This window comes from Pseudomonas sp. HN11 (assembly GCF_021390155.1).
GTDB lineage: Bacteria > Pseudomonadota > Gammaproteobacteria > Pseudomonadales > Pseudomonadaceae > Aquipseudomonas.
The window spans coordinates 4,055,788-4,081,853 of record NZ_CP089985.1; the positions used below are offsets into that span (position 1 = coordinate 4,055,788).

Annotated in this window: 22 protein-coding genes; 11 read left to right on the plus strand and 11 right to left on the minus strand. The window is 48.0% G+C overall.

The genetic code is table 11. The features are described 5' to 3' along the window. Positions 1-6: 6 nt before the first annotated feature. Positions 7-627, minus strand: a complete 621-nt coding sequence (locus LVW35_RS18320; protein WP_233891443.1) for a TetR/AcrR family transcriptional regulator — start codon at positions 625-627, stop codon at positions 7-9. Between the two features lie 369 nt (positions 628-996). Here LVW35_RS18320 and LVW35_RS18325 point away from each other — a divergent pair, with 369 nt between their 5' ends. The 5 genes from LVW35_RS18325 (at position 997) to LVW35_RS18345 (ending at position 8,522) form a co-directional block, all read left to right on the plus strand. Continuing rightward, a complete protein-coding gene (locus tag LVW35_RS18325) occupies positions 997-2,220 on the plus strand; it encodes an efflux RND transporter periplasmic adaptor subunit (protein WP_233891444.1) in 1,224 nt (407 codons plus the stop codon). Positions 2,221-2,241: 21 nt separating this feature from the next. Beyond that, complete coding sequence (locus LVW35_RS18330) at positions 2,242-5,379, plus strand: efflux RND transporter permease subunit (protein ID WP_233891445.1); 3,138 nt, start codon at positions 2,242-2,244, stop codon at positions 5,377-5,379. Beyond that, positions 5,376-6,872: an efflux transporter outer membrane subunit gene (locus tag LVW35_RS18335; protein WP_233891446.1), complete on the plus strand. Its 1,497-nt coding sequence runs from the start codon at positions 5,376-5,378 to the stop codon at positions 6,870-6,872. Before LVW35_RS18330 ends, LVW35_RS18335 begins: the two co-directional genes overlap by 4 nt. 64 nt (positions 6,873-6,936) lie before the next feature. Then, the gene (locus LVW35_RS18340) at positions 6,937-7,743 is read left to right on the plus strand and encodes an isocitrate lyase/PEP mutase family protein (RefSeq protein WP_233891447.1); all 807 of its coding nucleotides are present in this window, start codon (positions 6,937-6,939) and stop codon (positions 7,741-7,743) included. Between the two features lie 95 nt (positions 7,744-7,838). Next, the gene (locus LVW35_RS18345) at positions 7,839-8,522 is read left to right on the plus strand and encodes a DUF7002 family protein (RefSeq protein ID WP_233891448.1); all 684 of its coding nucleotides are present in this window, start codon (positions 7,839-7,841) and stop codon (positions 8,520-8,522) included. Positions 8,523-8,640: 118 nt separating this feature from the next. On the opposite strand, the gene LVW35_RS18350 is transcribed toward LVW35_RS18345, so the two are convergent. Further along, on the minus strand, positions 8,641-9,156 hold the full coding sequence (locus LVW35_RS18350) for a TetR/AcrR family transcriptional regulator (protein ID WP_233891449.1): 516 nt from the start codon (positions 9,154-9,156) through the stop codon (positions 8,641-8,643). Between the two features lie 408 nt (positions 9,157-9,564). Then, a complete protein-coding gene (locus tag LVW35_RS18355) occupies positions 9,565-9,816 on the minus strand; it encodes a DUF1272 domain-containing protein (RefSeq protein WP_233891450.1) in 252 nt (83 codons plus the stop codon). A gap of 674 nt (positions 9,817-10,490) precedes the next feature. On the opposite strand from LVW35_RS18355, the gene LVW35_RS18360 reads away from it, so the two are divergent. The 3 genes from LVW35_RS18360 (at position 10,491) to LVW35_RS18370 (ending at position 14,737) form a co-directional block, all read left to right on the plus strand. Continuing rightward, complete coding sequence (locus tag LVW35_RS18360) at positions 10,491-11,891, plus strand: PAS domain-containing sensor histidine kinase (protein WP_233891451.1); 1,401 nt, start codon at positions 10,491-10,493, stop codon at positions 11,889-11,891. Positions 11,892-11,903: 12 nt separating this feature from the next. Then, positions 11,904-12,521: a response regulator transcription factor gene (locus LVW35_RS18365; protein WP_233891452.1), complete on the plus strand. Its 618-nt coding sequence runs from the start codon at positions 11,904-11,906 to the stop codon at positions 12,519-12,521. Positions 12,522-13,108: 587 nt separating this feature from the next. Next, on the plus strand, positions 13,109-14,737 hold the full coding sequence (locus tag LVW35_RS18370; RefSeq protein WP_233891453.1) for a methyl-accepting chemotaxis protein: 1,629 nt from the start codon (positions 13,109-13,111) through the stop codon (positions 14,735-14,737). A 433-nt stretch (positions 14,738-15,170) separates the two neighbouring features. Here LVW35_RS18370 and LVW35_RS18375 read toward each other — a convergent pair whose 3' ends face one another. The 4 genes from LVW35_RS18375 to LVW35_RS18390 all read right to left on the minus strand — a co-directional run bounded on the left by LVW35_RS18375 (position 15,171) and on the right by LVW35_RS18390 (position 18,753). After that, positions 15,171-16,508 (minus strand): MFS transporter, encoded by a 1,338-nt coding sequence (locus LVW35_RS18375; protein ID WP_233891454.1) that lies wholly within the window; start codon positions 16,506-16,508, stop codon positions 15,171-15,173. A gap of 68 nt (positions 16,509-16,576) precedes the next feature. Next, entirely contained in the window at positions 16,577-16,972 is a 396-nt protein-coding gene (locus LVW35_RS18380) for a nuclear transport factor 2 family protein (protein ID WP_233891455.1), read from the minus strand. Positions 16,973-17,119: 147 nt separating this feature from the next. Next, positions 17,120-17,911 (minus strand): type 1 glutamine amidotransferase domain-containing protein, encoded by a 792-nt coding sequence (locus tag LVW35_RS18385; RefSeq protein ID WP_233891456.1) that lies wholly within the window; start codon positions 17,909-17,911, stop codon positions 17,120-17,122. Between the two features lie 143 nt (positions 17,912-18,054). Continuing rightward, a complete protein-coding gene (locus LVW35_RS18390) occupies positions 18,055-18,753 on the minus strand; it encodes an isochorismatase family protein (RefSeq protein ID WP_233891457.1) in 699 nt (232 codons plus the stop codon). 1,248 nt (positions 18,754-20,001) lie between these two features. Between LVW35_RS18390 and LVW35_RS18395 the strand changes: the two genes are divergently transcribed. Together LVW35_RS18395 and LVW35_RS18400 are read left to right on the plus strand one after the other, a co-directional pair. Next, positions 20,002-20,682, plus strand: a complete 681-nt coding sequence (locus tag LVW35_RS18395; protein WP_233891458.1) for a nitroreductase family protein — start codon at positions 20,002-20,004, stop codon at positions 20,680-20,682. Between the two features lie 771 nt (positions 20,683-21,453). Then, on the plus strand, positions 21,454-22,020 hold the full coding sequence (locus LVW35_RS18400; RefSeq protein ID WP_233891459.1) for a TetR/AcrR family transcriptional regulator: 567 nt from the start codon (positions 21,454-21,456) through the stop codon (positions 22,018-22,020). A 238-nt stretch (positions 22,021-22,258) separates the two neighbouring features. Here the strand turns inward: LVW35_RS18400 and LVW35_RS18405 are convergent, their stop codons facing one another. Next, entirely contained in the window at positions 22,259-22,765 is a 507-nt protein-coding gene (locus LVW35_RS18405; RefSeq protein WP_233891460.1) for a DUF1993 domain-containing protein, read from the minus strand. Between the two features lie 91 nt (positions 22,766-22,856). Further along, positions 22,857-23,456: a TetR/AcrR family transcriptional regulator gene (locus LVW35_RS18410; RefSeq protein ID WP_233891461.1), complete on the minus strand. Its 600-nt coding sequence runs from the start codon at positions 23,454-23,456 to the stop codon at positions 22,857-22,859. 524 nt (positions 23,457-23,980) lie between these two features. On the opposite strand from LVW35_RS18410, the gene LVW35_RS18415 reads away from it, so the two are divergent. Further along, on the plus strand, positions 23,981-24,265 hold the full coding sequence (locus tag LVW35_RS18415; protein WP_233891462.1) for a LysR family transcriptional regulator: 285 nt from the start codon (positions 23,981-23,983) through the stop codon (positions 24,263-24,265). A 52-nt stretch (positions 24,266-24,317) separates the two neighbouring features. On the opposite strand, the gene LVW35_RS18420 is transcribed toward LVW35_RS18415, so the two are convergent. Together LVW35_RS18420 and LVW35_RS18425 are read right to left on the minus strand one after the other, a co-directional pair. Then, complete coding sequence (locus tag LVW35_RS18420; protein WP_233891463.1) at positions 24,318-24,857, minus strand: methylated-DNA--[protein]-cysteine S-methyltransferase; 540 nt, start codon at positions 24,855-24,857, stop codon at positions 24,318-24,320. 113 nt (positions 24,858-24,970) lie between these two features. Next, on the minus strand, positions 24,971-25,882 hold the full coding sequence (locus LVW35_RS18425; protein WP_233891464.1) for a DNA-3-methyladenine glycosylase family protein: 912 nt from the start codon (positions 25,880-25,882) through the stop codon (positions 24,971-24,973). Positions 25,883-26,066: the final 184 nt, after the last annotated feature.

A 26,066-nucleotide genomic window follows, 5' to 3' on the forward strand; every position in this document is an offset into this window, starting at 1 on the left:
AAGCTGTTAATCAACCATTTCCTCAGTATTTTTTGCCGGAAGCTTCGTCTGTACCTCGCTAGAAAGCGTCGCCAAATGTTTTTTGGCCACGTCCAAAATCTGAAGCGAAAATCCCGGTTCGTCGATTATTCGTGACATGGTGACAGCTCCGATCATTGACGACAGAGTGAAGGTTGCATTGTCTCTCGCCGTGATCCCTCCGTCTGGGTGAATCCTTGTGGCGATTACGTCGATTAATTCTTGAAATCCCTGTGATACAGCTCGACGCGTGTCCATGTCGGCGCGCGCCAACTCACTACCAATCGCAACCAGAGGACATCCACCAGGACATTCTTCGTGGTATTCATCTGATAAGAAATTTTCCAGGTGCTTTAAAAAAGCCTCGTTTCCTCCTCCGATCGCAGCCTCTGCCGAGTCGACAATCGCATTCATGCTCGCTGCACATGCTTCAGCGACCAGCTCCTCCTTGGATGAAAAATGCCTGTAAAACCCTCCGTGCGTTAACCCCACCCTGGCCATGATCTCTGAAACCTTGGTGGCATGAATGCCGTTGCATTTAAAGGCCTCCGCTGCGACTTCGACGATCCGTCTGCGCGTTTTGGCAGTCTCTGATTTTGACTTCTTCATTCACCTCATCCTCCTGGCCTCGAGTCGCGGCTAATCGCTTCGGCGTAATCCGCGCAGGAGGTCTGTATCAATTCATTAGATGATGACTATTTCCTAAATTAGCTATAGTGTCAATCAATCATCTATATGATGGCCCCGTGCTCCGACCAAAGGAGCATCAGACGATGAAAACGAAAAATCTGTGGCGTGGTGGCTTGACAGTTTAGATGATCAGACTTAACTTAAAGCCAGATAGTGTTAACGCGTCATCTAAACCGGATTGGCGGCATCCGAACCGGGAAAACCCAGAGACCGTGTCGACGCATAGGGCAGCTTGGTTTTGATGTCCAGCGGGGCCGACACCTCCACGAAGCATAAGAGAGGCACACCATGAAAACTGATATCTCCCGGCCCGACAGCAGCATGACAGGTGGCCGCGTACACAAATTAAACGGAAAATTTTGGGGTATCTCTGCTGCGGCAGCAGTGGCCCTGAGCGCAGCAGGTGCAATGGTTTTCAATAGCCAAGCCCCTACTGCGGCAGTCGCACCAATCATTCCGTCGGTGGGTGTCGCGACTCCAATACAACAGAACATTGCACCTCGACTGGGTTTCCTGGGCCAATTTTCGGCTGTAAACAAAGTCGAATTGCGCGCACAGGTCGGTGGCACGCTCACTGAAATTCATTTCAAGGACGGTGACATCGTTCGTAAAGGTGATCTACTTTTCGTAATCGATCCGATTCCATATGAAATCAAATTCGCTCAGGCGACGGCGCAGCTGGCAAGCGCGAATGCTCGATTCGACTTGGCGATTCGTGAGCTCGATCGCGCCGAAACCTTAAGGCGTAACGATGCTGGTAGCGTACAAAATGTGGATCAGCGTGCAGCTGAAAAACGGGCTGCACAGGCAGCGGTGGACGAAGCCAAGGCATTGGTTCGTGACGCTAAGTTCGATCTTGATCATTGTCGCATCACCGCGCCGTTTACCGGACGCATCGGTACTCATCAGGTGTCAGTAGGTAACTTGGTGGGAGGTAGCCGAGCAGCAACAAGCCCCACCACTTTGCTGACGACTTTGGTCTCCATGGATCCGATGTATTTGGACTTTGACATGAGTGAGTCTGACTACATGGCGTTCATGCGTGGACGTGCAGATCAAAATAGCCTGGTGGGTGGAAACGTCGACATCTCATTGGCCGACGAAAAGACTTACAAACGCCGAGGCACACTCGACTTTGTCGACAACGCATTGGACCGTTCGAGCGGGACCATTCATGCACGCGCCACCGTCGCTAACCCAGACATGCTGCTGACCCCAGGTGGATTTGCACGGGTACGCATGGACTACTCGACCGCAAGCCCTGCGCTGCTCGTCCCGGATGCTTCAGTGCTGCCCGATCAATCAAGTCACATCGTTCTGACTGTCGGCTCGGACAACAAAGTAGCACCAAAGATTGTGGAAGTTGGTGATGTTCGTGGTGGGTTGCGGGTTATCCGTTCAGGTCTTGCTCCGACCGATCGCGTCATCATCGATGGCATCCCGATTGCGGCGCCAGGCTCCACCGTTGACCCACAAAACAAACCCCTAAAATTTGTTTCCGACCAAGGCTAAGACGGATAAGGATGATTGATCATGAAACTCGCCCATTTTTTCATTGATCATCCGCGCTTTGCCGCGGTGATTAACATATTCGTTATGCTGTTTGGTTTAGCTGCAATGTCGCAGTTACCGGTAGCGCAATACCCGGACATCGTTCCTCCAACGGTACAGGTTACAACGGTTTATCCAGGTGCCTCTGCTGAAACTGTGTCCAAGACCGTTGCGACGCCGCTCGAGCAGGCGATCAACGGCGTAGAAAATATGGAGTACATCAGTAGCCAATCGACCGGGAATGGTCAGTTGACGATCACAGTGATCTTCAAAATTGGCTCGGATCCAAACCTGGCATTGATGCTCACACGAAACCGCGTACAAGACGCGCTTTCGCGCCTGCCTCAAGAAGTTCAATTGCAGGGTGTACAGGTCAAGAAGACCATTCAGGCTCTCCTGCTCGGCGTTCATATGTATTCGCCGGACGGATCTCGTAGTGCTGAGTACCTGTCGAACTACACCATTCGTATCCGGGATGAAATTGCACGACTTCCAGGCGTTGCTGATTTTTGGATATTGGGTGATCGCCAATATGCTATGCGTATTTGGATAGATCCTGATAAGGCTGCGTCTTACAACATCAGCGCAAGTGAAGTTCTTGCCGCATTGCGTGCTCAAAATGCGCAAGTGTCGGCAGGTGTGCTCAATCAACCACCGGTATCCACTGATGCCGCTTATCAGATCAACGTAGAAGCGCTGGGAAGGTTGACTACACCTGAACAATTCAACAACATTATTGTTAAATCCGATAATAACGGGCGCGTCACTCGAATTCGAGATATCGGACGCGTTGAGCTGGGTTCAATGGATTACGGCTCAATTGCATACGCAGATCGGCATATCTCGGCGCCTTTTTGGGTTATCGCGACACCTGGTGCAAACGTAGTAGATGTCGAACACGCTGTCTGGAATAAAATGGAAGAACTCAAGAAGAGCTTTCCAGTCGGTGTGGATTATATGAACATCTATGATCCGACTACTTTTGTGAGCCAATCCGTTAATAAGGTAATCACTACCATCTTTGAAGCAATTGCATTGGTGGTTATCGTGGTCTTTCTCTTCCTGCAAAGCTGGAGAGCAACGATCATTCCCGTATTGGCTATTCCAATCTCGTTGATAGGTACATTTACCATCCTCGCACTTTTCGGAGCATCGATTAACAACCTGTCATTGTTTGGACTTGTGCTCGCCGTCGGTATCGTGGTGGACGACGCAATTGTTGTGATTGAAAACGTCGAGCGAAACATGGCTATGGGTATGTCTCCTCGTGAGGCTGCGCATCGCACCATGGATGAAGTTTCTGGCGCATTGATTGCTATCGCGCTGACGCTATGTGCTGTGTTTGTGCCGGCAGCATTCATTTCTGGAATTATGGGGCTGTTCTTCAAGCAATTTGCCATCACGATTGCCGCCTCGACAGTGATTTCAGCATTCGTTTCTCTGACCTTGAGTCCAGCCCTTTGCGCCGTATTCTTAAGGCCGCATACACCGGGTGAAGAACATGGCCCCCGCGGTGTAAGTCGAGTCTTAAAAGCCGTATTTGGTCGTTTCAACGCCGGCTTTGAATGGTTGTCTTCACATTATGGAAAAATGACCCGTCGTATTATCAGAGGTGGTGCAATTGTTGCGATCGTCTACGTCGGACTGATGGGGCTTACCGGGGTTCAAATGTCACGGATGAGCACCGCCTTTATCCCTGATCAAGACATCGGTTACCTTGCAATCATCGTGATGCTGCCACCGGGCTCCAGTTTGGCTCGTACTGATGAGGTTGTTCGTCAGGTTAACGAAATCGCGTTAACTACACCTGGTGTGGATCATACTTCCGCTACAAGTGGGTTTGATGTGGCTACTTCGACCACCGCACCGAACGTGGGGACAGTTTTCACCGCTTTACCCTCGCAATACGGTAGAAGCTCACCCGGTTCTGATGCCCCGACAATGGTTAAAAAGTTACGCGAGCGCTTGGCGGGTATCAAAGACGCCTACGTAATGGTGATTCAACCTCCAGCCGTTCAGGGATTGGGCGCGGCGGGTGGCTTCAAATTAATGCTCAAGGACAATAATGGTCTTGGTCCACAGGCGTTGGCGAAGGCAACAAATGATTTGGTCGCGGCGGCGAATAAAGATCCGGCATTTGCGGGCAACTTTACCCTCTACAATGCAGGTTCGCCTTCGGTTTACGCAGACATTGATCGCCTAAAAGCTGAAAAAGTAGGACTGACTCCTACAGACGTTTTCTCGACACTTCAGCTGTACCTTGGGTCGCAATATGTGAATGACTTCAACTACCTGGGACGCACCTATCAAGTGGTTGTCCAAGGCGACGAAGACTATCGGAAGACAAAAGGTGATATCGCGCAGCTAAAAGTTCGAAATACGTCTGGAGACATGGTTCCAATCGGTACCGTGGCGTCATTCGAAGACAGAACCGCGCCTTATCGTGTACCTCGTTACAACTTGTTCCCAGCGTCCGAAATCCTGGGTGCCGCAGCACCAGGTGTTGCTTCGGGTACAGCAATGAAGCGTATGGAAGAGCTGGCCGCGCAAGTATTGCCAACAGGTATCAGCTTGGAATGGACAGACCTTGCATACCAACAAAAGAAGGCCGGTACACCTACCCTTCTGATTTTTGGTGCCTCTGCATTGTTTGTTTTCCTTGTACTCGCCGCTCAATACGAAAGCTGGAGGCTCCCATTGGCCATCGTTCTGATCGTACCGATGTGCTTGCTTGCTGCCGCTATTGGTCTCGATCTGCGTGGTTTGCCAATTGACATCTTGGCTCAAATTGGATTCGTCGTATTGGTTGGATTGGCGGCCAAAAACGCAATTCTGATTGTGGAGTTCGCCAAACAACGACAAGACGATCATGGAGCATCGGCCGAAGAGGCGGCGGTGGCTGCTGCCCGTACTCGTCTTCGTCCGATCTTGATGACTTCTATTGCATTCATTGCAGGCGTGGCACCGTTGGTTTTCTCGACTGGTGCAGGATCGGAAATGCGTCAATCCCTTGGGACAACGGTGTTTTTCGGGATGATTGGCGTAACGATTTTCGGCCTTCTTTTCACCCCTGCCTTCTACACAATTATCCGCAAAATCAGCAGCAGGAGGTCAGCATGAAACAGGTTAATGCAAAGGTTTTGAAAACTGCTTTTAGCAGCCTGGCAATCGCTATCATGTTGGCCGGCTGTGCTGTAGGCCCTGATTATGCCGCACCTAACACGGAGCTGGCGCCGTTGCACAATGTGGAAAAAGTTGAAAACGACAAAAAACCAGTGCCCTCGATCGATCGCTGGTGGACAGGCTTCAGCGATCCAGTGCTGGTCACTATCGTTCAGAGAGCGCTTGATCAGAATCTGGACCTTGCAGCAGCTATGGCCAGGGTTAGTCAAGCTCGCGCCGCTGCATCGGGTGCAGGAGCCGAACTCTTGCCGACAGTCGACCTCGGTGCGTCGGCAACAGCGCAACGTCAGAGTCTGCGAGGGCCAACTGGCACTATCGCTGGTGACAGTCCGGGTTTCAAAAGAAACGTTCATGACACCACGATTGGACCTGCAGCAAGCTGGGAAATCGACCTGTTCGGAGGACTGCGTCGCGGCGCCGATGCTGCACAAAATGATGCGCAGGCCATTGAGGCAGAACAAGTCGGTACTCGTGTGATTGTGGCAGCCGATGCAGCCGACGCATATTTCCAGGTGCGCGGATATCAAGCACGTCTTGCTATTGCGCAGCAACAGATTGAAACCGATGAGCACCTGCTAAAATTAGTGCAAAACCGTTATGAAGCGGGGGCATCGCAAGGTTTGGAGGTGGCACAAGCTGACGCATTGTTGAAGTCAGCGCGTGCAACAGTGCCTCCACTTCGCATCGCCCTTGAGCGTCAATTGAATCGACTTGATGTGCTAATGGGTGAGCAGCCAGGGACCTATGCCAAAAAATTGGAGCGAGTGACTGAGATTCCAAGCGTACCGGCAGTTCCTGGAAATGTAGAGCCTAGCGACGTGCTTCGCCGTCGTCCCGACATCATTGCGGCTGAACGTCGACTAGCTGCCTCGAATGAACGTATTGGCGCCGCAATTTCTGACTACTATCCGAAGATTTCTCTGTCTGGTGCATTAGGGTTCGACACCATGAGTGGCAGTCTCTTCAGTTCGAAGTCATTTACAACCGTGGGCGGAGCTGGGTTGCGCTGGAGATTGTTTGATTTTGGCAAAGTCGATGCAGAAGTTGCTCAGGCCCGCGGCGCAAATGCCGAAGCATTGGCGCTATATCGCCAATCGGTTTTGAAAGCGGCCGAAGATGTTGAAAACTCTTTTATGCAACTTAGTCAAACAGTGATTCACGTTGTACAGATCCAGGAGCAGGTAAAGGCGCTTGAGAAATCTCGTGACTTGTCTGAGCAAGCTTACCGTGCGGGTTCTATCACTCTGACCGATGTGTTGGATGCAGACCGGCAATTGCTGACTGCTCGTGATGAGCTTGATGCTAATCGTGCGGATGCGGCTCGATCAGCTGTGGGAGTATTCCGCTCACTTGGCGGCGGTTGGGACACAGGAGCTCCACTAGCCATACAGAACGATCAGACTGTTAATACTCAACAGGATAGGCTGTAAAGCGACTCGTCTTTTTAATGAAACTATCGGGCAGCCTGCTTTTCGGGCTGCCAGGAGAATGAACATGAAAAACACCGTTACGAATTTTCGCGAACTGCATACTCATAATACCCCACTTCTTCTACCTAATGCATGGGACGCGGGAAGCGCTCGGGTATTCGAAAGTGCGGGAGCGCTTGCAATAGCCACGACCAGCGCAGGAGTAGCCTGGACCCTTGGTTATCGTGACGGCCGACATCTGCCCTTCGAGGAAGTTGTAGGCGCTGTATCACGTATGGTTCGCATCTTGACGATTCCTCTCTCGTTCGACATTGAGCACGGTTATTCCGATAATCCAAAAGCGGTGGTCGATAACGTGATGCGTCTTGTTGATTTGGGTGTGGCAGGTATCAACATCGAAGATGGTGTAGACGACGCCCCTTTGTTAGCGGCCAAAATAGACGCGATCCGTACAGCTCTTTCTAAGGCCAACGCCGACTTGTTTGTGAATGTACGCACCGACGTAATTCTGGCCGGTCTCGTTCAACCCTCAAAACAGATCGAAGAATCAATAATGCGAGGTAAGTTGTATGCAAGAGCGGGTGCCGATGGATTATTTCTACCAGGTATCCATCAACACGATGAAATTCAAGCCGTCGTGAAGGAAGTCAGTTTGCCGCTGAATGTCATGGCTCTTCCGGGGCTTAGTAATGCCAATGAGTTGGGGAAACTTGGCGTTCGTCGGCTCAGCGCTGGATCAAGCATTTCTCAATTGTTGTGGGGAAAAGCCGAACAAATCGCGCAGAAGTTCCTGCAGAATGGCGATTCGGATCCGTTGTATGAAGAGTCAATGTCTTATCCGCACTTGCAAGAGCTCTTCCTCGGACGTTGAAGGTATGGAAAACGATCAGATAAGGAAAGGTAGCTTTCTGAGCTGATCGTTTTCTTCAACCTTTTAGATAAGCACAGCTGCAAGGAAACCAATATATGTGTTCCATTGACATTACGGCCTCGGCTTCTACCAAACCGAATCCAATCTTAACACCAGAAGAAATTGCATCTCTTCATCCACGTCTTTTTCATATTACCCACTCACAGGCATTACCCAGTATTTCTAAGCACGGATTGCTTTCAACCAGCCAGTTACTCAAGCTGTTTGATGTGCCGTCGGAAGACCGATCACTATTGGAAACCATGCGCAGGCCTACGAATATAGAGATTGAACATCCTGTACACGGTAAAGCGATCTTAACGGATAATACGCCGCTTGTGGTCAAAGCCCTAAGCCAATGCCTGGATGATGGGATGCATCCTGCCGATTGGATGCGATTGCTTAATCAAAGGGTATTTTTTTGGGTCGATGAGAAAAATATGACAAATCATCTTCGCGCAAGCACTCATCGCAGAGAAAACCGGGTAGTTATGGTGTTCGACACACTTAGTATTGCTCAGGCGAATTTCAAGAACATTGAACTTGCCCCTATCAATACTGGTTCGACCGTGCGAAAAGCTGCCAGACGTGGACTGTCTACCTTTTCACCCGCACACCTTTACAATTATCGTGATTGGCAAAGGTTACGCGGAGGTAGGGATCGGATAAAGGAACTGACGGTATTGGGAGGCATCCAGGATATCAACTCCCATTTGATCGAGTGCAGATACCTTCCTTAAATGCCAACCTTTATATGGGCACATGGTTTCCATATCGTATCAGTAAAGAAACTATGAAATTAGATGTAATACCAGATAGGGTTTCTCTAGAACTGCGAAATAATTCTGTGAAAATCATTTATTTGTGGCCGAGTGCTAATCCGGCTGTAGCTCGATCATAAATGCTGACATCATCAAGCGCGTTCGCGAGTACCTGAGCACCCACCAGCGTAGATAATAACTCAGCAGCGTCATCCGGGTTTACGCCATGTTGTACAAGTTTATTTAAGCACATATTGAAGAAACCTTGAATCTCCACACTGACTTTTGGTGGTAGATCTCGGGCCATTGCACCCAATACCGCACAAGGACACATTCGTTCTGCACAGTATAACGTTTGGCGAAAAATGCGTGTCCAGACCTCCATAGCATTAGAGGTTGGCAAAAACTCTCCGTCAATTTCTTCGGCCGCTTGGTGGGTATAACGTCGAATAACTGCTGCAACGAGATGTTCCTTGGTTGGGAAGTGGTAATGCACGCTGGAGCTTTTTATACCAATATCTGCGGCGATCTCTCGAAAGCTAAATCCATTGAATCCGCCGAGGCGCATCCTTCGTTCTGCAGCGTTCATAATAGCAATTGCATTGTCGCTCATAAATATTCCTTAGTTAATTTTCAAAAACTCGTACAACGTCCATTTGCACGCCAATACTTTTCTATTCAAAAACATCATTGTCATTTGCGTTTCTTCGTCGTTCTCTCCGGGAGGCTAGAGATAGATGTAGTATCTCGATAATCTTCGCTTAAGCTTCGGCGTAATTTAAGTCGCAAACTTTCACATCAGTAGTGTCGTTATGAAAGCAAAAAAATTACGGAAAACCGTTGTCATGAAATATAACATGCATACGACGCGCCCTGTATAAAGTTAGCCCCCTTGGAAGTCTCAACAAACGGCACCTATATATTATTGGATGATTATCAATAAGAGGAAACCCACCCAAATAACAATATCATTGAGCGGGTTTATGTGACAAAGCTTAATCTAGCTTTTTGCTAACAGCAATCACACAACAGATTTAGCACAAGCTTGAGGGTTGTGAATTCTTTCCTTCGAAGCTGGATAGTCCTGCAATTTGTTCGTAGGCCTAATCGGACGCATTACTAATTGGCCTTCGCAATTAGGGCAAATTCCCCCAAGCTTGGTTTGTACGCAATCTTGGCAGTAGGTGCATTCGAAGCTGCAAATCATCGCCTCAGTTGATTGAGGTGGAAGATCCTTGTCACAGCATTCACAGTTGGGTCGCAACGAAAGCATACGGGTTCTCCTCATTTATTTCGCGTCATTGTTAATGACTATCAATAGATACGCACGGATTGAACGAACATTCATTTCAGATTGGGAATCTTGAAAATTAGCTAACAAAAATCTGATGCAATGCTTTCTATATTTCCTCCACAAGACTAGCTCTTCGTGAGCACATGCGCAGTGAAAATCATCTATCGATAGATAGACACCTATAGTTTTTTGCTTTGAGGAGCTACGCCACAATCGAACAGTTATGAGCTCGATTAGAAGTGATTGGCATCTGGAACAAAGGTCGTTTCGTCAGCGATGAACAAAAACAGGCAACGCAGAGCAACGACGGGGAAATGGCGAAGAGCATTGACATCTGTGCGCCTCTCCTGGCTGCTGTCATTAACACAGGCGGATCATTTGGAAAATGCTGAGGAGCGGACAAGGCTTCGCGACTTGGAGGAGAGAAAGCTATCGACAGATGCTAGAAGCCGTCAGGTATTTATGCGATGCCAGAATGCAGGCCTCCACGGTTCACCTTAGCTCAGTAGGATGACCCTCGATTTGTCTATCTATCGATAGATTTACATGACCACATCCGCTACCCTTCTATTCAAATTTCAGGCTGGGATCGGCGCTCAGCAACGAGAAAATCTATTCGCCACCAATTTTTTCTCTTGTATGGAAAAACAGAATTGACTGACCGCTCGACCGACTTCAAAGACCTCTTTCTCGTTTGCGCCGTGATGGTAGCCATCTTCATCACCGACGCTGTGACATCCCTGGATATCGCCGTAGCTGTCCTATATATCCTTGTCATCATGATCGCCATGAGAAATTTTTCTGCTTATGGAATCAAAGTTTTGTCACTCACATGCGCCTGCCTTACCTTGATCGCTTTTTTTATTTCGCATAATAATTTTCTCTGCACGGCGTTTGCACGATGCTTGGTTAGCTTAATTGCTATCGCGATTGCGGGGGGGCTAGCCATAAAGACCAATAAATTTAGCGACGAACTACAAGCGCACTTAAAGTTACTCGCACAAACACACGATGCAATCATTATATGCGCACTCGATGGTTCAATTAGCAGCTGGAACCTTGGAGCGCAGGCACTCTACGGTTGGAACGAAGATGAGGTTAAAGAACGCAATTGCTGGGACTTACTCAATACTCGCTCATCCCTGCCCTTACAAGCCATAAAAGACGAGCTCTTAATTAACGGTTGCTGGGAAGGCGAGTTGACGGAAATAACACGCATGGGCAAGGAGGTTATCATCTTGAGTCGCTGGTCATTGTACAAAGATCATTGCGATCGTCCCCAAGCGATTCTTGCCAGCAATAATGACATAACTGACGTCCGCCGAGCTGAAGAAGAACTACATCGCTCCCAGACCGAATTAGCGCACGTGAGCCGTTTGACCATGCTCGGCGAACTGGGTACTTCTATCGCTCATGAGGTTAACCAGCCATTGGCAACAATAATCACGAATGCAGACGCTGCGTTAAGGTGGCTAAGGCAAACCAAGCCAGATCTCAATGAAGTTCAAGTTTCAATAGAGCAAGTATCTAGCAATGCCAGAAGAGCCAGTGAAGTGATCCACCGCATTCGCGCTTGGACGCGTAAAAGCGTACCCAAATACGATTTATTAGATATTGAAGTCGTATTGACTGAGTCCCTGATGCTACTTAACCGTGAAATCTATCGTCACCGAATCAACGTCAATAGAGTCTTGGAAGGGCTACCCTTATATGTCTTAGGAGATTCGGTCCAACTCCAACAGGTCATAATAAATTTGATCATGAATAGCATACAGTCGATTGAATCCGGTAATAGCAATGTACGTGAAATTCATGTGCGAACTCGACAATTAGATAAAAATATAGTTGTGGAAATCGAAGACAGTGGAACGGGAATAGATGAAGAAGATCAATCCGTTCTCTTTGATGCTTTTTTTACAACAAAAGAAAACGGCATGGGCATAGGTTTGTGCATCTGCCGTTCGATTATTGAAGCTCATAATGGAAAAATATGGGCTGAAGGTAAAGAAGGGCAAGGAGCTAAATTGTGCTTTATTTTGCCTACACTGAAATAGGAACCATACAACATGACTGACTCATGCGTATTTATTGTAGATGATGATCAAGCATTTTGCGACGCTTTGAGCAGCCTTCTACGTTCTGTGGGTTTGAAAACAAAGTGCTTTTCTTCGCCACGAGAATTTATGTTAATTTCTCGCCCGAATATTTCGAGCTGTTTAATTCTGGATGTACGATTAAAGGGAATGAGCGGCCTCGATTTTCAAGCTCACTTAAATGAACTCAAAGATTGCATTCCGGTGATCATTATAACGGCCCATGGTGACATTGCTATGAGTGTGAGGGCAATGAGGGCAGGCGCCCTTAATTTTCTGACTAAACCATTCCGTGATCAGGATATTTTAGACGCTGTGATGGAGGCGCTTGAACAAGATCGTCGGCGCCGTACACGCGAACAATGCACCACCAATTTATGTGAGCGTTTTAAGACGTTGACCTCAAGAGAACAACAAGTTATGTCTATGGCCACTGCCGGCTTGATGAATAAACACATAGCCGGAAATCTCGAACTCAGTGAGTTCACCGTAAAAATACACCGCCGATCTGTAATGAAAAAAATGCAAGCAAAGTCTTTTGCCGAATTAGTTCGGATGGCACAAAACTTATCCCTAAGCTGCAAAAGTTAAATATTTTGTTGCTCGATGTACGCTAAAGAATAATGAAATGCGCCCCCTGCCCTGCCAAGCTATATAATATATTTTTTAAATCAGGTGCAAAATTGATCACTGTTAAATTTAAAAACGACAACCGCCCTCAATATAATTGAACACATTAAAAATAAGAGGGCATACAATCTGAAATCACCTCCAATTAAACGCAACTTCCGTACAAATAGGCTCTACTCTATGATATTCACCAATAGCGATTGATTAAAAGACGAATTATTTTTATAAATTTTCGCATCATGGCGAAAAATTTAATTATTGGCAATATTTCGGCCATCTCTTTTAAATAATCATTAATTAAAGACCAAAAAATTACAAACCACAACGTTAAAGCCAATCAACTTCACCATTCTACTTCTTAACTTACCTATAATGCTAAAGATCTAATTATTAGCACCATGGTGCTAGTCGGTCACCTTAACGTAGTGCTGACCATTAGGTCACGCTCACTTATCGTCACTCCAGAATCGATTTGATTGGCCGTTAGCCACTCTGTCGATTTAACCGTAGATGGTAGGGTCAATAGTCGCCCCAAATGGAGATTTAACGTGTTATTGAGAAAGCTCACCATAGGAAAGCGTGCCGCCGTTGGGTTCGGCGCTATTACGTTAATTTTATTATTGACCGGGCTATTTTGCCTTTCGCGCATGGCCGAGTTGAACAAGATGACAAAGCATATCAATGATCATTGGCTATCTGGCATGACGATCCTGCAAAAGTTCAGTAGTCAGGTCGGGGTCTTACGAATTGAAAGCGTTCGAATCCGCTCCAATGATGCTGCTCAGTTACGATCAAAGAGTGAGGAACTGATCGCTCAATCCAGGGCCAATTTAGTGAGTGAATTAGAACGGTATAAATTACGAAATTCTGGAGCAGAAAATCTCGCGTTGGTGGAGTATCTGGAAAAAGATTTAACAACTTATCTTCGCTTCTTGGATCAACTGCTATTGTCGCTCAAAACTGGTCCACTCAGTCCCGAAGAATCCTTAACGCTTGGCACGGGGCTCGCGGACTCCGGAAGATCAATGGGCGAGCATTTAACAGAGTTGCTGAAGCTAAATCAGGCAGGTGTAACGAGAGCTACCGAAGAGACTCAAGAGCTTTACGGGCGAGCAGTTACAATAGTTTTTATCGTCTTGGGAATAGCCTCGCTACTCACAATTGCGTTGGCATGGATGCTGACGAATAGCATTGTCTTACCAATCAATCAAGCGCTGGACGCCGCAAAATCCATCGCGGCTGGAAGACTTAACATACGCTTAGAGCCACGCGGCAATGACGAACCAGCTATGCTCTTATTTGCAATGCGCGACATGCAGCAATACTTACTCATGACCATAGGCCTCATTGGCACTTCAGCTGATCAATTAGCCACCGCTTCTGAACAAATGAGTGTGATCATGGGGGAAAGCAATCGCGGGTTGCAACAACAGAGCAGCGAAATTGAACAAGCAGCTACCGCTGTTACCCAAATGAGTGCGGCTGTGGATGAGGTTGCTAGCAATGCTGTATCTACTTCGGAGCTTTCTCAAGAGTCAGACAAAGAAATGCAGGACGGGCATAAACAAATTTTAGAAATTGTTGAGTATATTCAAACACTGAACCATGAGGTCTCTAATGCCTCCGCTCAAGCTAATGAATTGGCAGACCAGGCGCGCGGCATCACTAGGGTTTTGGAAGTCATTCGTAGTATTGCTGAACAAACCAATTTGTTGGCACTCAATGCAGCGATCGAGGCCGCGAGGGCCGGCGAAGCAGGCCGTGGCTTTGCGGTGGTTGCCGACGAGGTTCGTTCACTCTCGCTACGTACACGAGACTCCACTCAAGAAATACAATCAATCATTCTCAACATTCAGGGCAGCACCATGGAGACTGTGGAATCTCTCCAACTCAGCGCATCCCACGCAAATCAGACACTAAAGCGTGCGTTAACGGTGAATACCGCTCTCGAGCGAATTTCCAGTGCAGTTTCATTAATCAAAGATCGTAATCTTATGATTGCAAGTGCATCAGAGCAGCAAGCGACTGTAGCCCGGGAGCTGGACCACAGTCTTATCAAGATTAGGGATTTATCAAGCCATTCCGCAACAAGTGCGGATCAGACCTCCGAAGCCAGTCTAGAACTATCTAAGTTAGCAATAGAATTAAAGAAAACGATTTCTCGCTTCTCAATCTGACTTCTTTGGTCTTTCTTTTTATTATAGAGTCTGTTGGTCAAGATCCGCCTGAACACTACAACATACCTTAGCACAGTGAATGCATCTCCGCTCGACGTCAGCACTCTATTGGAAAGCAGTGACAGTCGCAGCGACACAAAGAGGGTCGAAAAGGTCAGAGAACGTAAGGTCATTGCAGGTCGCAATGACCTTACGTACGATTTAAAACGTCATCCAAACTCTATGAAAGATAAGCAATTTACTTTCGCAGCTAAGATCCGAATTTAACTAGTTTTTTCGAAAAATTGGTAGAAATAGAAAAGAGACAGCTTCTATTCTACCTGATTGAACTTAAAACTGGTCGCATCTTTATATATTTCATACAACCTTGAAAAATATTGACTTATTCTTAATCTAATTAAATTCAGCACACCATCAATATATTGTGTCGGAGTCAGGGCAGAGCTCTGTTTCCGCGGCGATGTTTTCTCCCGATAACTCCCACTGACAGGTATGCGGCAATAGCCAAAAGCTGTACTACAGCAGCCGCAAAAAAAATGATTTGATCCGAAAACATCTCACGAAAAAGGCCAAATACTGCTGGGGCGGTAGCGTAAGCACCCTGTGATATTGCGACAATCAGAGCAACTGCACGGGTCGCATCAGCACTTGAGAATTCAAGATTCGCAATCACCGGTGGGACGGAAATGGCATTACCAACCCCCAAACCAAAGAGCACCACGCCTAAAACCAAGAGCGTAGGATTATTGCCATGGGCCAGTATTAACACTCCACATCCTAGGGCTTGAGCCACAAGGCTATAGCATGCGATGGCACGCCAATTTGAAGCACTGGTGGCTCGCGAGCCGACGACCAATCGTCCCACAATAGCAGCAACGCCCAACGCACCGGCAGCGAGGCCCGCACCTTGTCTACCGAGCGCGGAAGCCAGCACTGACACGAGATGAGCAACGAGCCCTGTTTGCGCGAACAACGCTAAAGTCATTCCGATACAAAGACTCAAAAAAGCTCGATCTCGGAGCAGATCCAACCGCTCAACCGATGTGGCAGGTTCCAGAGGGAAAACAGTATTCAAAGCTGGGTTGTGCTGCCCGACGCCGTCGGGGGAGCGTCCAAGAACGAGTAAAGCCAGGGCCCCAAGTGTCACAACCATCACCGCGCCAACCACCATAGCGGCTAAAGTAAAGCCTATCCAATCGATCAGTATGATCCAAAAAGGCGAAAAAATTACTCCGCCAACACTGCCGCCGTTGAATGCCACACTGAGTGCCAGAGGGCGCTTCGTAATGAACCATGGAGAAACGATCGTGTTGACGGCTACTGCTCCAAGTGCCGACCAACCGATACCGGAGAAAAGCGCCGCCAGATAGAGCTGCCATGCATTGCTGGCAAATGCCCAACCAAGAATACCCAACGCCATTACGATCCCACCGACAAAGGTCACAATCGGCAGTCCGAAGCGAAGATATAAAGGCGGCAGATTTGGGATGACAACGAGGCCTACCAGGAAGTGGAGTGTGACAGCCCCTGATACGAATGCGATCGACCAATTATGCGATTGACGGATAACTTCTAAATAGACAGGCGGGCCATAGAATCCAAGTCCCCAGCCGAATACGGCCACAATGAACGCCGCTGCAACAACCCGCCAACCGTAAGAGCTATCTCGCTCGGCGCTCCACAAAGCCTCAAGTGAAGGAGACGTCACGCAGGTCGATTCAACTGTCTGTTCAACCACCGGATCCGTTATGAGGCTTTCGCGATTGATCACAATAGTATCTCCATCCAGTGCGTGTACCTATCGCGCGAGGGTCGTTTGAACAACCCTCGCGCGGATGGTCAGTACATTGTGTTTTGATTTTTTGATGTATCAGGGATTGGTGCAATGACGTCCCAATGCTCAAGGAGCTTGCCATCCTTTACTCGGAAGATATCGACACCAACATCGCCATTAGGACTAATCAAACCAGTCCAGTGGGCATGGACAACGACTATGTCATCCTCAGCAATCACGCGACGGATATCGCCCTTGGCATTGGGAAAGGCCTTCAGAAAAGCATTAATGTATTCGCGTAGGCCTTCGATGCCATCTGCAGCACCAGGCGTGTGCTGAAGATACGTATTACCGACATATCGAGCAATCGCGCCGTCGACATCACCATCAAAGTGAGCTTCCTTATAAAAGGCTACAACGACCTCCTTGTTTTTTTCCTGAATGGTTTTTACATTGTTCATGATTTGGTCCTTGATTTGAGATGAGCGTAAGTAGTACCCATGAGATGTATGCCACCCAACAGACATTTCGAAGGCGATGTCTGTGGGTGACAGTTGGCGGAGCTAGACGAAAACGTCTTTGCAACCATGACGAAGATGCAATACGGTTTATGCTGACTGTTGGAGCAACTCGATAAACTTGCTGGCCAGCTCGTGATCCGACATAGGATTTTGGGCGGTCACCAGCTCACGATCGACGATCACAAACGACGTAAAATCCTTATCGGTTGTGATGACGTCACCGCCGGCTGCTTGCAAGGCATCAGGCATGTTGAAGAGAAGTTTGGCGTGGAAGACGTTATCCTCCGCGTATTCCTCTTCGCTGCGCGAAAAAGCAGTCATGCGATAACCGGCATACTGCCAGTCCTGAGCTAATTCGCGGGCTTTAGCCTGATCTCCATCAATCAGAGCCGCGCGGAACTCAGGTGCATTGTCCAGCGCTGCAATGATCGCCATTGGCCCATGACAAATAGCTGCGGTAGGTTTGTTGTTAATATGGAAATGGTGAAGTACCTCACGCACATCCGAATCTTGCATCAAGTCCACCACCGGTGCATGACCACCCGGAAAGAAGACGCCAGCGAATCGATCGAGGCCATCATCAATTACTGCTCGCACCGTCTGAACTTCGTTCATGGCAGGGTCGTTATTAAAGAAATCCCTTGCTCGAGTACGAGCTTTGTCATCGTTGGCAAAATAGATCAGCGCATCAGAATCTTGATCCATATGCGGCTTCTCGCCCGTCGGAGTAGCGAGAACGAAATCGTAACCCGCTTCGCCAAGTGCCAATAAAGGTATGGCAGTTTCGTTTAAGAATTGACCAATTGTAATTGTGCCGCCGCCTTGTGCTTCAAGCTGAGTTGCATTGGAACCGACGACTAGAATAGTGCCTTTACTCATGACTATCTCCTACAGGTATGAGAGGAAGCATTTCGTACTTCCGTTCGTGATATTTCGAATTGATAAGTCAATGTTCAACGGTGTCGCACCGTCATCCGACTTCGTCATTTACTGAAGTCGGATTTGGACAGGTCGAATATGTGTTAGATCTTTGTAAGTTCTGTCATGCGGCGAACAGTGTCTTCTGTAGTCCACACTGCGTTAGCCATGAATCGCCAGTTGATCATCGCGGCGTCGTAACCGGAACCCTCCTCGTTTGCTGCGGCCGCGACCGCGTCGCGTACCATCACAACCTCAAAACCGTTTTGGATGAGGTTGCGCATATGGTCTTCTAGGCAGAGATTTGCGACCGGCCCTGCCATGATGACTTTCTCAATTCCCCGGCGACGCAACAGCAGTACAAGATCGTTAGTCGGAGCGTAAGAGACATGGCGAGATGTAATGGTTGTGTTGCTGTCTTCCATATACTTTTTGAAACGGTCAGGTACATCGGCTCCCGAGCCCTGCACCCCCTCGAAATTGAGCGCGCTCTGTCGTGCAACCACGCCACCATTGAGTGCTAAGTCCTCCATCGGGCTGAGATGGGTATGACCGTGATGGCCATGGTGGTCATGCGGGAAAAAGTAGTGCGGCGACATGAAGACTGGAAAACTGTTGTCCTTGGCTGTCTGAAGAAGCGTTTCCAGATTGGCGTTCACATTGTTCCGCTTCAACAACTCCTCAATCATGACGAAGTACTTGCCGCCGTCAGTAAGAAAGTCGTTCTGAATGTCTACCAAGACCAAAGCAGTCCGTTCTTTTTCAAGCTCCACTTCCTGAATCTGATGCGTAAAGGTAACCATTTGGTAATTCCTATGAAGGATGAAGCGTTGGAGAGTTTTAGGTCGTAATCGCCTTCGAACGATCACGGACTGCTGTTTTGGGCACAATCGAATGACCCTACAGCACCGCCTCGATCGTCCTGACCTGCATCGGTGAAACCCGCAGCAACCCGGCATGTGACTACATCAGATCGGTAGCTACTCGCCGTTTTAGCTGATGAGCCTTCACTAAAATTAAGTTAATACCCGTCATCCAAACTGTCAAGCGGGTTTTTGGTTATTCTGTCGAAGGTCGTGAGCTGCAGGCCGATAGGTACCGTCTCCGCGCCGCAGGAACCGCCACGCGACGCGCCAGAATAGGAATGGTTTAAGCCATCCACGCCAGAAAGGAACACCGCTGCCTTGAATGCGCTTCCGCGGCGAATAATGCGCTGTAGCATCGCCTGTGCTTTGCTACCCGGCGTGGAAGAATCGGTTGGTGCTTAGCGAATCGCTAGCTGTCGCCGGCGCGAGTGACGGCGAAAAACGACGGTAGGGAACACGCGCTCAGCGCCATCACTCGCAAGTTCTCGATAGGTTCTAATGCCTTTGGGGGACGCCAGGCAGCGCATAACTCAATCGAGTCTTGCGGGCGCCTGCAGAATTTTTGGCGCTTTCATTGCGAATTGAAGCGATAAAATCATCGGTGTCCACCATGAGGCGCACGACAACCATTTGTCGAATTTGCGCATCAAAAGCAGTGGCCATTTACCCGAAGAGGCGTTGTTGCGCAATCTCATCGCCTACAGCGTCTATCTGCGTTATTTGACCAGATGCGATGTCAGGCAAATTGTTCAGCGCCTGGCACAGCTATTTCTGAATGCGCTCTGATACGGAAAAAATGACGAGTTTATGCTGATCCTTCGGCTCTGGCCTTAATGGCGAAATGAGCCCTTCCACATCCCTCGCAGATTTTTCTCTGCTCGTTTAACACCAGCTTAGGACCGCGTACTGATTGAGGTTCGTAGGGGAAACGCCGAGAGACAAGTGGCACTTTTTAGATCCATTTTTTCAAGCAATGAATCGCAAGCTGAGGGCGCGCTGCCTCGTACCTCTTCCTTTATTTTGACCCCGCGGTGCAAACATCGCTTCCCTCAATCCCCCTTTCGAACCAGGCTCCGGAGCGTCAGAGACAACATTCTGTTGCAAGATTATAGATGACGTGTTTAAGCTATATCGACATCGCAGCGAACGCTGCAGACTTCAATTTTGTTTTTTCAGGAGCTGATCATGGATACATTTGAGACGATTCGCGAGCGCCGCTCGATCAAGCATTATGATCCAACGTATCGCATCTCTTCTGCAGAAGAGAGCCTGTTGATTGATCTCGCACTCGAATCACCATCGTCCTTCAACATCCAACATTGGCGATTGGTGGATGTGAAAGACCCCACCATTCGCGCAAAAATTCGTGCCGCAGCTTTTGACCAGGAACAGGTAACAGATGCCTCGTTGCTCTACGTAATCTGCGCTGACGTCAAAGCGTGGGATAAAGATCCTGCCCGATATTGGGAAAAAGCACCTGCCAACGTTCGGAACGTTCTTGTTCCGATGACGAGATCCTTCTATGAAGGACGTGAACAACTACAGCGCGATGAGGCAATTCGTTCCACAACCTTCCTCGCTCAAACGATGATGCTCGCGTCCAAGGCGATGGGCTATGACTCCTGCGTACTGATTGGCTTTGATGCTAACGAAGTGGCGAAAATCATCAATTTGCCTGAAGATCATCTGATATCTATTTTGCTCGTGGTCGGCAAGGGTACCAAGGCGCCATGGCCAAAACCTAGCTCAATCCCAAAATCCGAATTCCTTTTCAGAGACGGATTTTCAGTCATTGAAGCGACACCTGAGGTAGCCGAAGATCTAGGCGACGTGGCTATCGGAACAGGTTTTTGGGCAAGTATGTGAATGCGTTTAGTAACCGCCCATGCCTCCCCTAGCACACTACTCCCGTTATCAGATTCGGTTCCAGGCCGGAGGCTCCCAGCCAGAGAGAGCTAAGGCCTGCACCTTCCATTGATGATGGGAAATAGCTGAAGCTGGCCGATCATACCGACATCCGAATCACCCGCGTCTGCGCCATGGGCATTGCCGGCCGTCCTTTCCCCAGTCAATCTATCTAACGATAGATTCACAAACGACGTAGGATTGCGATATGGTATTGCTTCTCTCGCATCTCGCTTCGACAGAGGTCTCAGGAGTCGCAAGAGAATTTAAAACTTTCTCGGGGATTAGGTTGCTTCATTCACGGCGCCCGAGGAGTAGATTTCGACGGGATTCTCAGCACGTGCTGAGCTCCTGAACTTGGTTGCTTCACTGCTTCCGGACAAGACGATGGACAATTTTGTCGCACCAGAACAGCTTAACCAGATCAGACCGTGGCTATGGCGGCCCCCTGTTCCGACGCTACGGAGTGATGCCTACAATGGGGACCAGGCCTCTCGAACCGACCACATCCTCCTAATGGTTGAGAGACCGATTAATCCATACAACCAAGACCTAGCAGTTGAACAACAAAGGACACTGACCAACTTAAGACAACTTGATTGCAAATGCAGACCTAAAAGATGATTTTTGCGTTATCTGCTCATTAAGACTGCGGTTGAATCTCAGAGGGAGGCTTTTTTATTAGTTTCGCTTCCCGCTAATATTCGCTGTCATTTATTTTGGTATATAATCATGAAAGTTACTAAAGAACAAAGCATGCTGAACAAGGACAAAATATTGACAGCGGCATCTAAGCTGTACCGAGAGTATGGAGTGCATGGAATCGGTATTGCCAAGCTGTCTAAAACCGTCGGCCTCACCCATGGCAGTTTTTATCAACAATTCCCAAACGGTAAAGAACAACTTGTGTCGGAGGCAATAATTCACACTTTCGACGAATATTGCAAACTTTGGTCCGCAGAACTTTCGGCAAAGTCATTGGTGAAAAAGTACGTCAGCAGCGAACACCAGTTATGTAGCCAAAACGGCTGCCCTATTCCAACATTAGCAGCTGATGTCACAAGAATGGGTGGTACCATCAGTGATGCGTTCACTGATGGCGTTCGTAAATTGCTCGTCGTTTTAATGGAAAAGAATGTTGGGCAGTCTGAACCAAATGAAGAACGCGCTATGCAGCTTATGTCGTCTATGGCGGGAGCAATGCTGATTGCCGGGGCTCTCAATGATTGCTACTTTGCTGAAAAATTTATGTCATCAGTTATCAACTTGTGGTGCAATGGAACAGAGCCATTGCTCTGATCCTTTTTTACGCATTTTTTTGCCAACGAGCACATGCGTTCCGATCTGAAACAAAAATATAAAATACCTCACTCGCTTGAGTCGATGTTTCTATCCAGTCATCTATGAAAATATTCCAACTGTCGGATTATTTTGTCCTTATTGGTATAACACCAAATTGCTCTATAAGCAGTTCGGCACAGTCAATTGCACCCGACCAATTGCCGAATTTTGTTGGCATCACGTTGTTAACTCATGATCATGGATCGATCATATTCAGCTGCCCTAAAAAATCCATCTTTCCTACATCTACACCATTGTTTCGCAAGATGGCGTAAGTCATAGCAATATGAAAATTAAAATTAGGGATCACAACTTGCAGCGCATAATCGGGAGCAGCAATCACCTTACCAGGTTCCCAAGAAAGCGTCATGATTCGTTTGTCTGCCCCAACATATTTTTGCCTGCCGATTCCTTCGACGAAAACTAAGGTTTTTTCTATCCTTGCGCGCAGCTCCGTGATCGTCTGCTCTTTATCTACGTGCCGAGGAATCTCTGTCCCCGAGAGCCAAGCGGCTCCACCTTTGAGGTAGTCGCATGCGCTCTGCACTTGATAGATCAGTGGCTTCATGTCAGGCGCCAAACGGGCGTGCATGAGTACGTCGATGTCAAACTTCTTTTCAACGGCGTATTGCTCTGCTTTTATAAAAAAAATTTCAACATTTTTTAGATTACGCGCGCATTGAGTTATGATTTCGAAATACATGAAGTAAAACCTCTTAAATCGAACGATTAATACAAAATGTTTTTCAATATATCTTCAGTGATGGGTTGTGTGAACAACACATGATTATGTGTTATCCGATATTGGTTTTTGGAGAACGGTTCGTCAACATGTTCCTCAACCGATCCTTCGTTTCATTGAGAATCTGATTTGAGAGCGCTTGATCGTCGACAATTCGGGCCATCGTAACCGCACCAACCATGGCTGACAGTTTAAACAAAACATCCGCTTTGTTTGTTTTAGAGCTGCCGCCAAGCTCACGTTGAGCGATGACATCCACCCATTTTTTTAGCCCTTCTGAGGCAGCTCGGCGTGTCTCGGAATCCGCTTGCGCCAACTCGCTTCCCATCACTACAAATGCACAACCACCCTTAATGTCATCATGATATTCCAGCGAGAGAAAATCATTGAAATGGTTTATGAACGATTCTTCTCCTCCTTCCATTGCGACTTCAGCCATTTCAACGATGCTCTCCATGCTCACAGCGCACGCTTCCGCTATCAGCTGTTCTTTAGAGGCGAAGTGCCGGTAAAAACCTCCGTGGGTCAATCCAGCAATGCTCATGATTTCCGCAACGCTCGTCGCATGGATACCGTTTTTCCGAAACTCCTGCGAAGCAACATCTAAAATGCGCTTGCGCGTCACTGCCTTCTGCACCTTTGATGTCTTCATCTCTATCGCCTTTCTTGCCAGTGCGACTACGAATCACAACCCATCCGCCGATTGGGTTTTCGAGTTCTCTCCGTACGTCATTTGACGTTACGCCTAAAAAGCTATTAGCGTCAACCTGTAATCTAATTCGCCTTTTGGTCACGCGCGATTTTTGACCTGAAAAAACGTCAGGCCCTCCAAAATCTAGCGCTTGACGCTTTAGATGATGTCTTTTATCATCATTTTAGTGACGATACATCATCTTATTGTCGTACTGAAGCGCATCAGATTCGATGGTTGAAGGACCGACAATGATTCGCTAGCAGGTGAGGTGGTCTTTCTGTCGTGAGGGGGTCGATGGCAAAACTGCTCATTGGACCGAAGAGGTTGGAGGACATGGTGTCGCGCGTCTTCTCAAGAAAATAGCGTGGCGTGCAAAGCTCGAATGGATACTCGGACCCAATAGCGTTGGATAACAACGACACCTGCGTGAAAAGGCAGCTCCTCTGTTCTTATTTAGGGGATCATTTTCCTGGAGGTTGAAGATGTCAATCGATGTGCAAATCTTCCATAAGTTTGACTTGAATTCGCTCGTCACTTTTATGGTCGTTTACCAAGAGCGAGGCGTGTCCAAGGCTGCAAAATCATTGAATGTGACCCAGCCCGCTGTCAGCAATGTGTTGATTAAACTTCGTGCCTCATTTGACGATCCTTTATTTATTCCTTGTGGAAGGACTGTAAAACCAACCACCAAGGCAGATCTCATCGCACAAACATTAGCGCCTGCGATGGCAGTAGTCCAAAATATTATTGCTGAGCGTTCATTATAATTCTGAGCACGTGAAGCCTGCTCACAAATCAGCTTCGCAGTAACTGAACTTTCTAGAATAAAGACCGTTGCTTTGATGCGTTGTCATCGCGCATTTTTGAGGTTTTATGTGGCAACCCCCCTTCCAGAGTCAACAATAATTCCTTAGCCCTCAAGCCACCGGCAAAGCCCGTGAGAGCACCGGTACTACCGATCACACGATGGCACGGTGCGATGATGGATATCGGATTCTTGCCATTGGCCGCACCGACTGCTCGGACTGCAGCCGGATTGCCAATTTGCTTAGCAATATCTAGATAAGTTCGTGTTTCGCCAAAAGGAATGGCCAATAAGGCGTGCCATACCTTTTTCTGGAAATCGGTGCCACGAAAGTTTAGCTCTATATCAAATCGTTCACGGGTGCCCGCAAAATATTCGTATAACTGCGTTTCAGCGCGATTAAGAATGACACTCCCCTGGTCTTCGTTCATTACACCTAAAGGCACGCGATTCGGTCGATCGTTCTCCCAAAGAATGGCAGCTAAGCAAGAGTCTTGCGCTACCAATGTCAAACGACCTACGGGGGAGTTTATGTAGCGAAACGTGAACGCCATAAAATGGTCCTCATCAACTATCGACCTAGCTTATTTAAAGCCATCGTTGAGAATGCGGATAACAGATCGAAATACAATCTGGATCTTGTGATTTCAATTGTCATCTGAGTATTTTACATTAGGCCCGGCCCATCAACTGCGGAATTCCAAATGTGCATAGCGGCGTAAGCTCGCCAGGGTTTCCACGCTTGCGCACGTTTTTTGTGTAATGCCAATCGTGTCAGACTAGAGTCCTGTCGAGTCATAAGGTTCATCAGCACTAAATCGGACGCAGGCCAAGCATCTGGATCACGCCAAGCTCGCATAGCCATATATTCAACTGTCCATGGACCTATGCCTGGCATCGCCAGTAACTGAAGGCGAAGTTCACTGATATCTTCATGAGGGGGGTTGAGAGAAAGCTCGCCACAAGCGACCGCAGCAGCGACGCGTTGTAGCGTTTCAACCCGCTTGCCGGGCATACCAATTTTTTCCAGATTAGCCCCCGCTAGAGCATCAGGTGTCGGGAATAGCCATCCCAATTGTGCGCTGGGATCTTGAAGAATCTGGATCCCCGCCCGCCGTACCAATCGTTCGATGATGGTAGTGGCGCCTTTAACGCTTACCTGTTGGCCGACAATAGTGCGCACAATCAATTCGAAACCTGAAAAAGATCCAGGCACACGCAAACCAGGGCGCGCCTGAACCAATGCCTTCAGCCACGGATCGCGGGCTAATCCTTCAGCAATTTGATCGGGAACAGCATAGAGATCAAACATATGGGAAATAGGCTCAATCAAATCATCCATGTACCGACTGATATCGCCACTCACTGTAGCGATTAAGTAATCCTCTCCTGGAGCCTTCCCGACTGAAAGCACACCTAAGCTGCCCTTGAATTCAACGTTACGCGTATAAACGCCGTCCATTACAGCTTCGACACCAAACGTCAGATGCCCAGAGAAAAAAGCCAGGATACGGTGCCAGTCTAACGGCGGATTGAATGGCAGCAAACGGACTGTTTGGAAAGAATCTGATGCAGACATTGGGCGACGCGCCTTGCAATAATCGACTAATTAAATTAGCTCAATCCCTCTCCTCTCGCAATCCACCAAGGTGCTATAGCTACAAACGTTCCCGCAAGCTATTCTGTTGGCCAGGCCGTCAACACAAAAATTTATATTGCAATTCATTTGTATGTAATAACCGAAAAACAATCTGCATTATTTC

Excerpts from the sequence above, each read along its gene's own strand:
- LVW35_RS18340 (WP_233891447.1), top strand. The coding sequence starts at position 6,937 with ATGAAAAACACCGTTACGAATTTTCGCGAACTGCATACTCATAATACC.
- LVW35_RS18325 (WP_233891444.1), top strand. The coding sequence starts at position 997 with ATGAAAACTGATATCTCCCGGCCCGACAGCAGCATGACAGGTGGCCGC.
- LVW35_RS18345 (WP_233891448.1), top strand. The coding sequence starts at position 7,839 with ATGTGTTCCATTGACATTACGGCCTCGGCTTCTACCAAACCGAATCCA.
- LVW35_RS18355 (WP_233891450.1), bottom strand. The coding sequence starts at position 9,816 with ATGCTTTCGTTGCGACCCAACTGTGAATGCTGTGACAAGGATCTTCCA.
- LVW35_RS18415 (WP_233891462.1), top strand. The coding sequence starts at position 23,981 with ATGTCAATCGATGTGCAAATCTTCCATAAGTTTGACTTGAATTCGCTC.
- LVW35_RS18335 (WP_233891446.1), top strand. The coding sequence starts at position 5,376 with ATGAAACAGGTTAATGCAAAGGTTTTGAAAACTGCTTTTAGCAGCCTG.
- LVW35_RS18410 (WP_233891461.1), bottom strand. The coding sequence starts at position 23,456 with ATGAAGACATCAAAGGTGCAGAAGGCAGTGACGCGCAAGCGCATTTTA.
- LVW35_RS18405 (WP_233891460.1), bottom strand. The coding sequence starts at position 22,765 with ATGTATTTCGAAATCATAACTCAATGCGCGCGTAATCTAAAAAATGTT.
- LVW35_RS18395 (WP_233891458.1), top strand. The coding sequence starts at position 20,002 with ATGGATACATTTGAGACGATTCGCGAGCGCCGCTCGATCAAGCATTAT.
- LVW35_RS18320 (WP_233891443.1), bottom strand. The coding sequence starts at position 627 with ATGAAGAAGTCAAAATCAGAGACTGCCAAAACGCGCAGACGGATCGTC.
- LVW35_RS18330 (WP_233891445.1), top strand. The coding sequence starts at position 2,242 with ATGAAACTCGCCCATTTTTTCATTGATCATCCGCGCTTTGCCGCGGTG.
- LVW35_RS18390 (WP_233891457.1), bottom strand. The coding sequence starts at position 18,753 with ATGGTTACCTTTACGCATCAGATTCAGGAAGTGGAGCTTGAAAAAGAA.
- LVW35_RS18400 (WP_233891459.1), top strand. The coding sequence starts at position 21,454 with ATGAAAGTTACTAAAGAACAAAGCATGCTGAACAAGGACAAAATATTG.
- LVW35_RS18365 (WP_233891452.1), top strand. The coding sequence starts at position 11,904 with ATGACTGACTCATGCGTATTTATTGTAGATGATGATCAAGCATTTTGC.
- LVW35_RS18420 (WP_233891463.1), bottom strand. The coding sequence starts at position 24,857 with ATGGCGTTCACGTTTCGCTACATAAACTCCCCCGTAGGTCGTTTGACA.
- LVW35_RS18380 (WP_233891455.1), bottom strand. The coding sequence starts at position 16,972 with ATGAACAATGTAAAAACCATTCAGGAAAAAAACAAGGAGGTCGTTGTA.
- LVW35_RS18350 (WP_233891449.1), bottom strand. The coding sequence starts at position 9,156 with ATGAGCGACAATGCAATTGCTATTATGAACGCTGCAGAACGAAGGATG.
- LVW35_RS18385 (WP_233891456.1), bottom strand. The coding sequence starts at position 17,911 with ATGAGTAAAGGCACTATTCTAGTCGTCGGTTCCAATGCAACTCAGCTT.
- LVW35_RS18425 (WP_233891464.1), bottom strand. The coding sequence starts at position 25,882 with ATGTCTGCATCAGATTCTTTCCAAACAGTCCGTTTGCTGCCATTCAAT.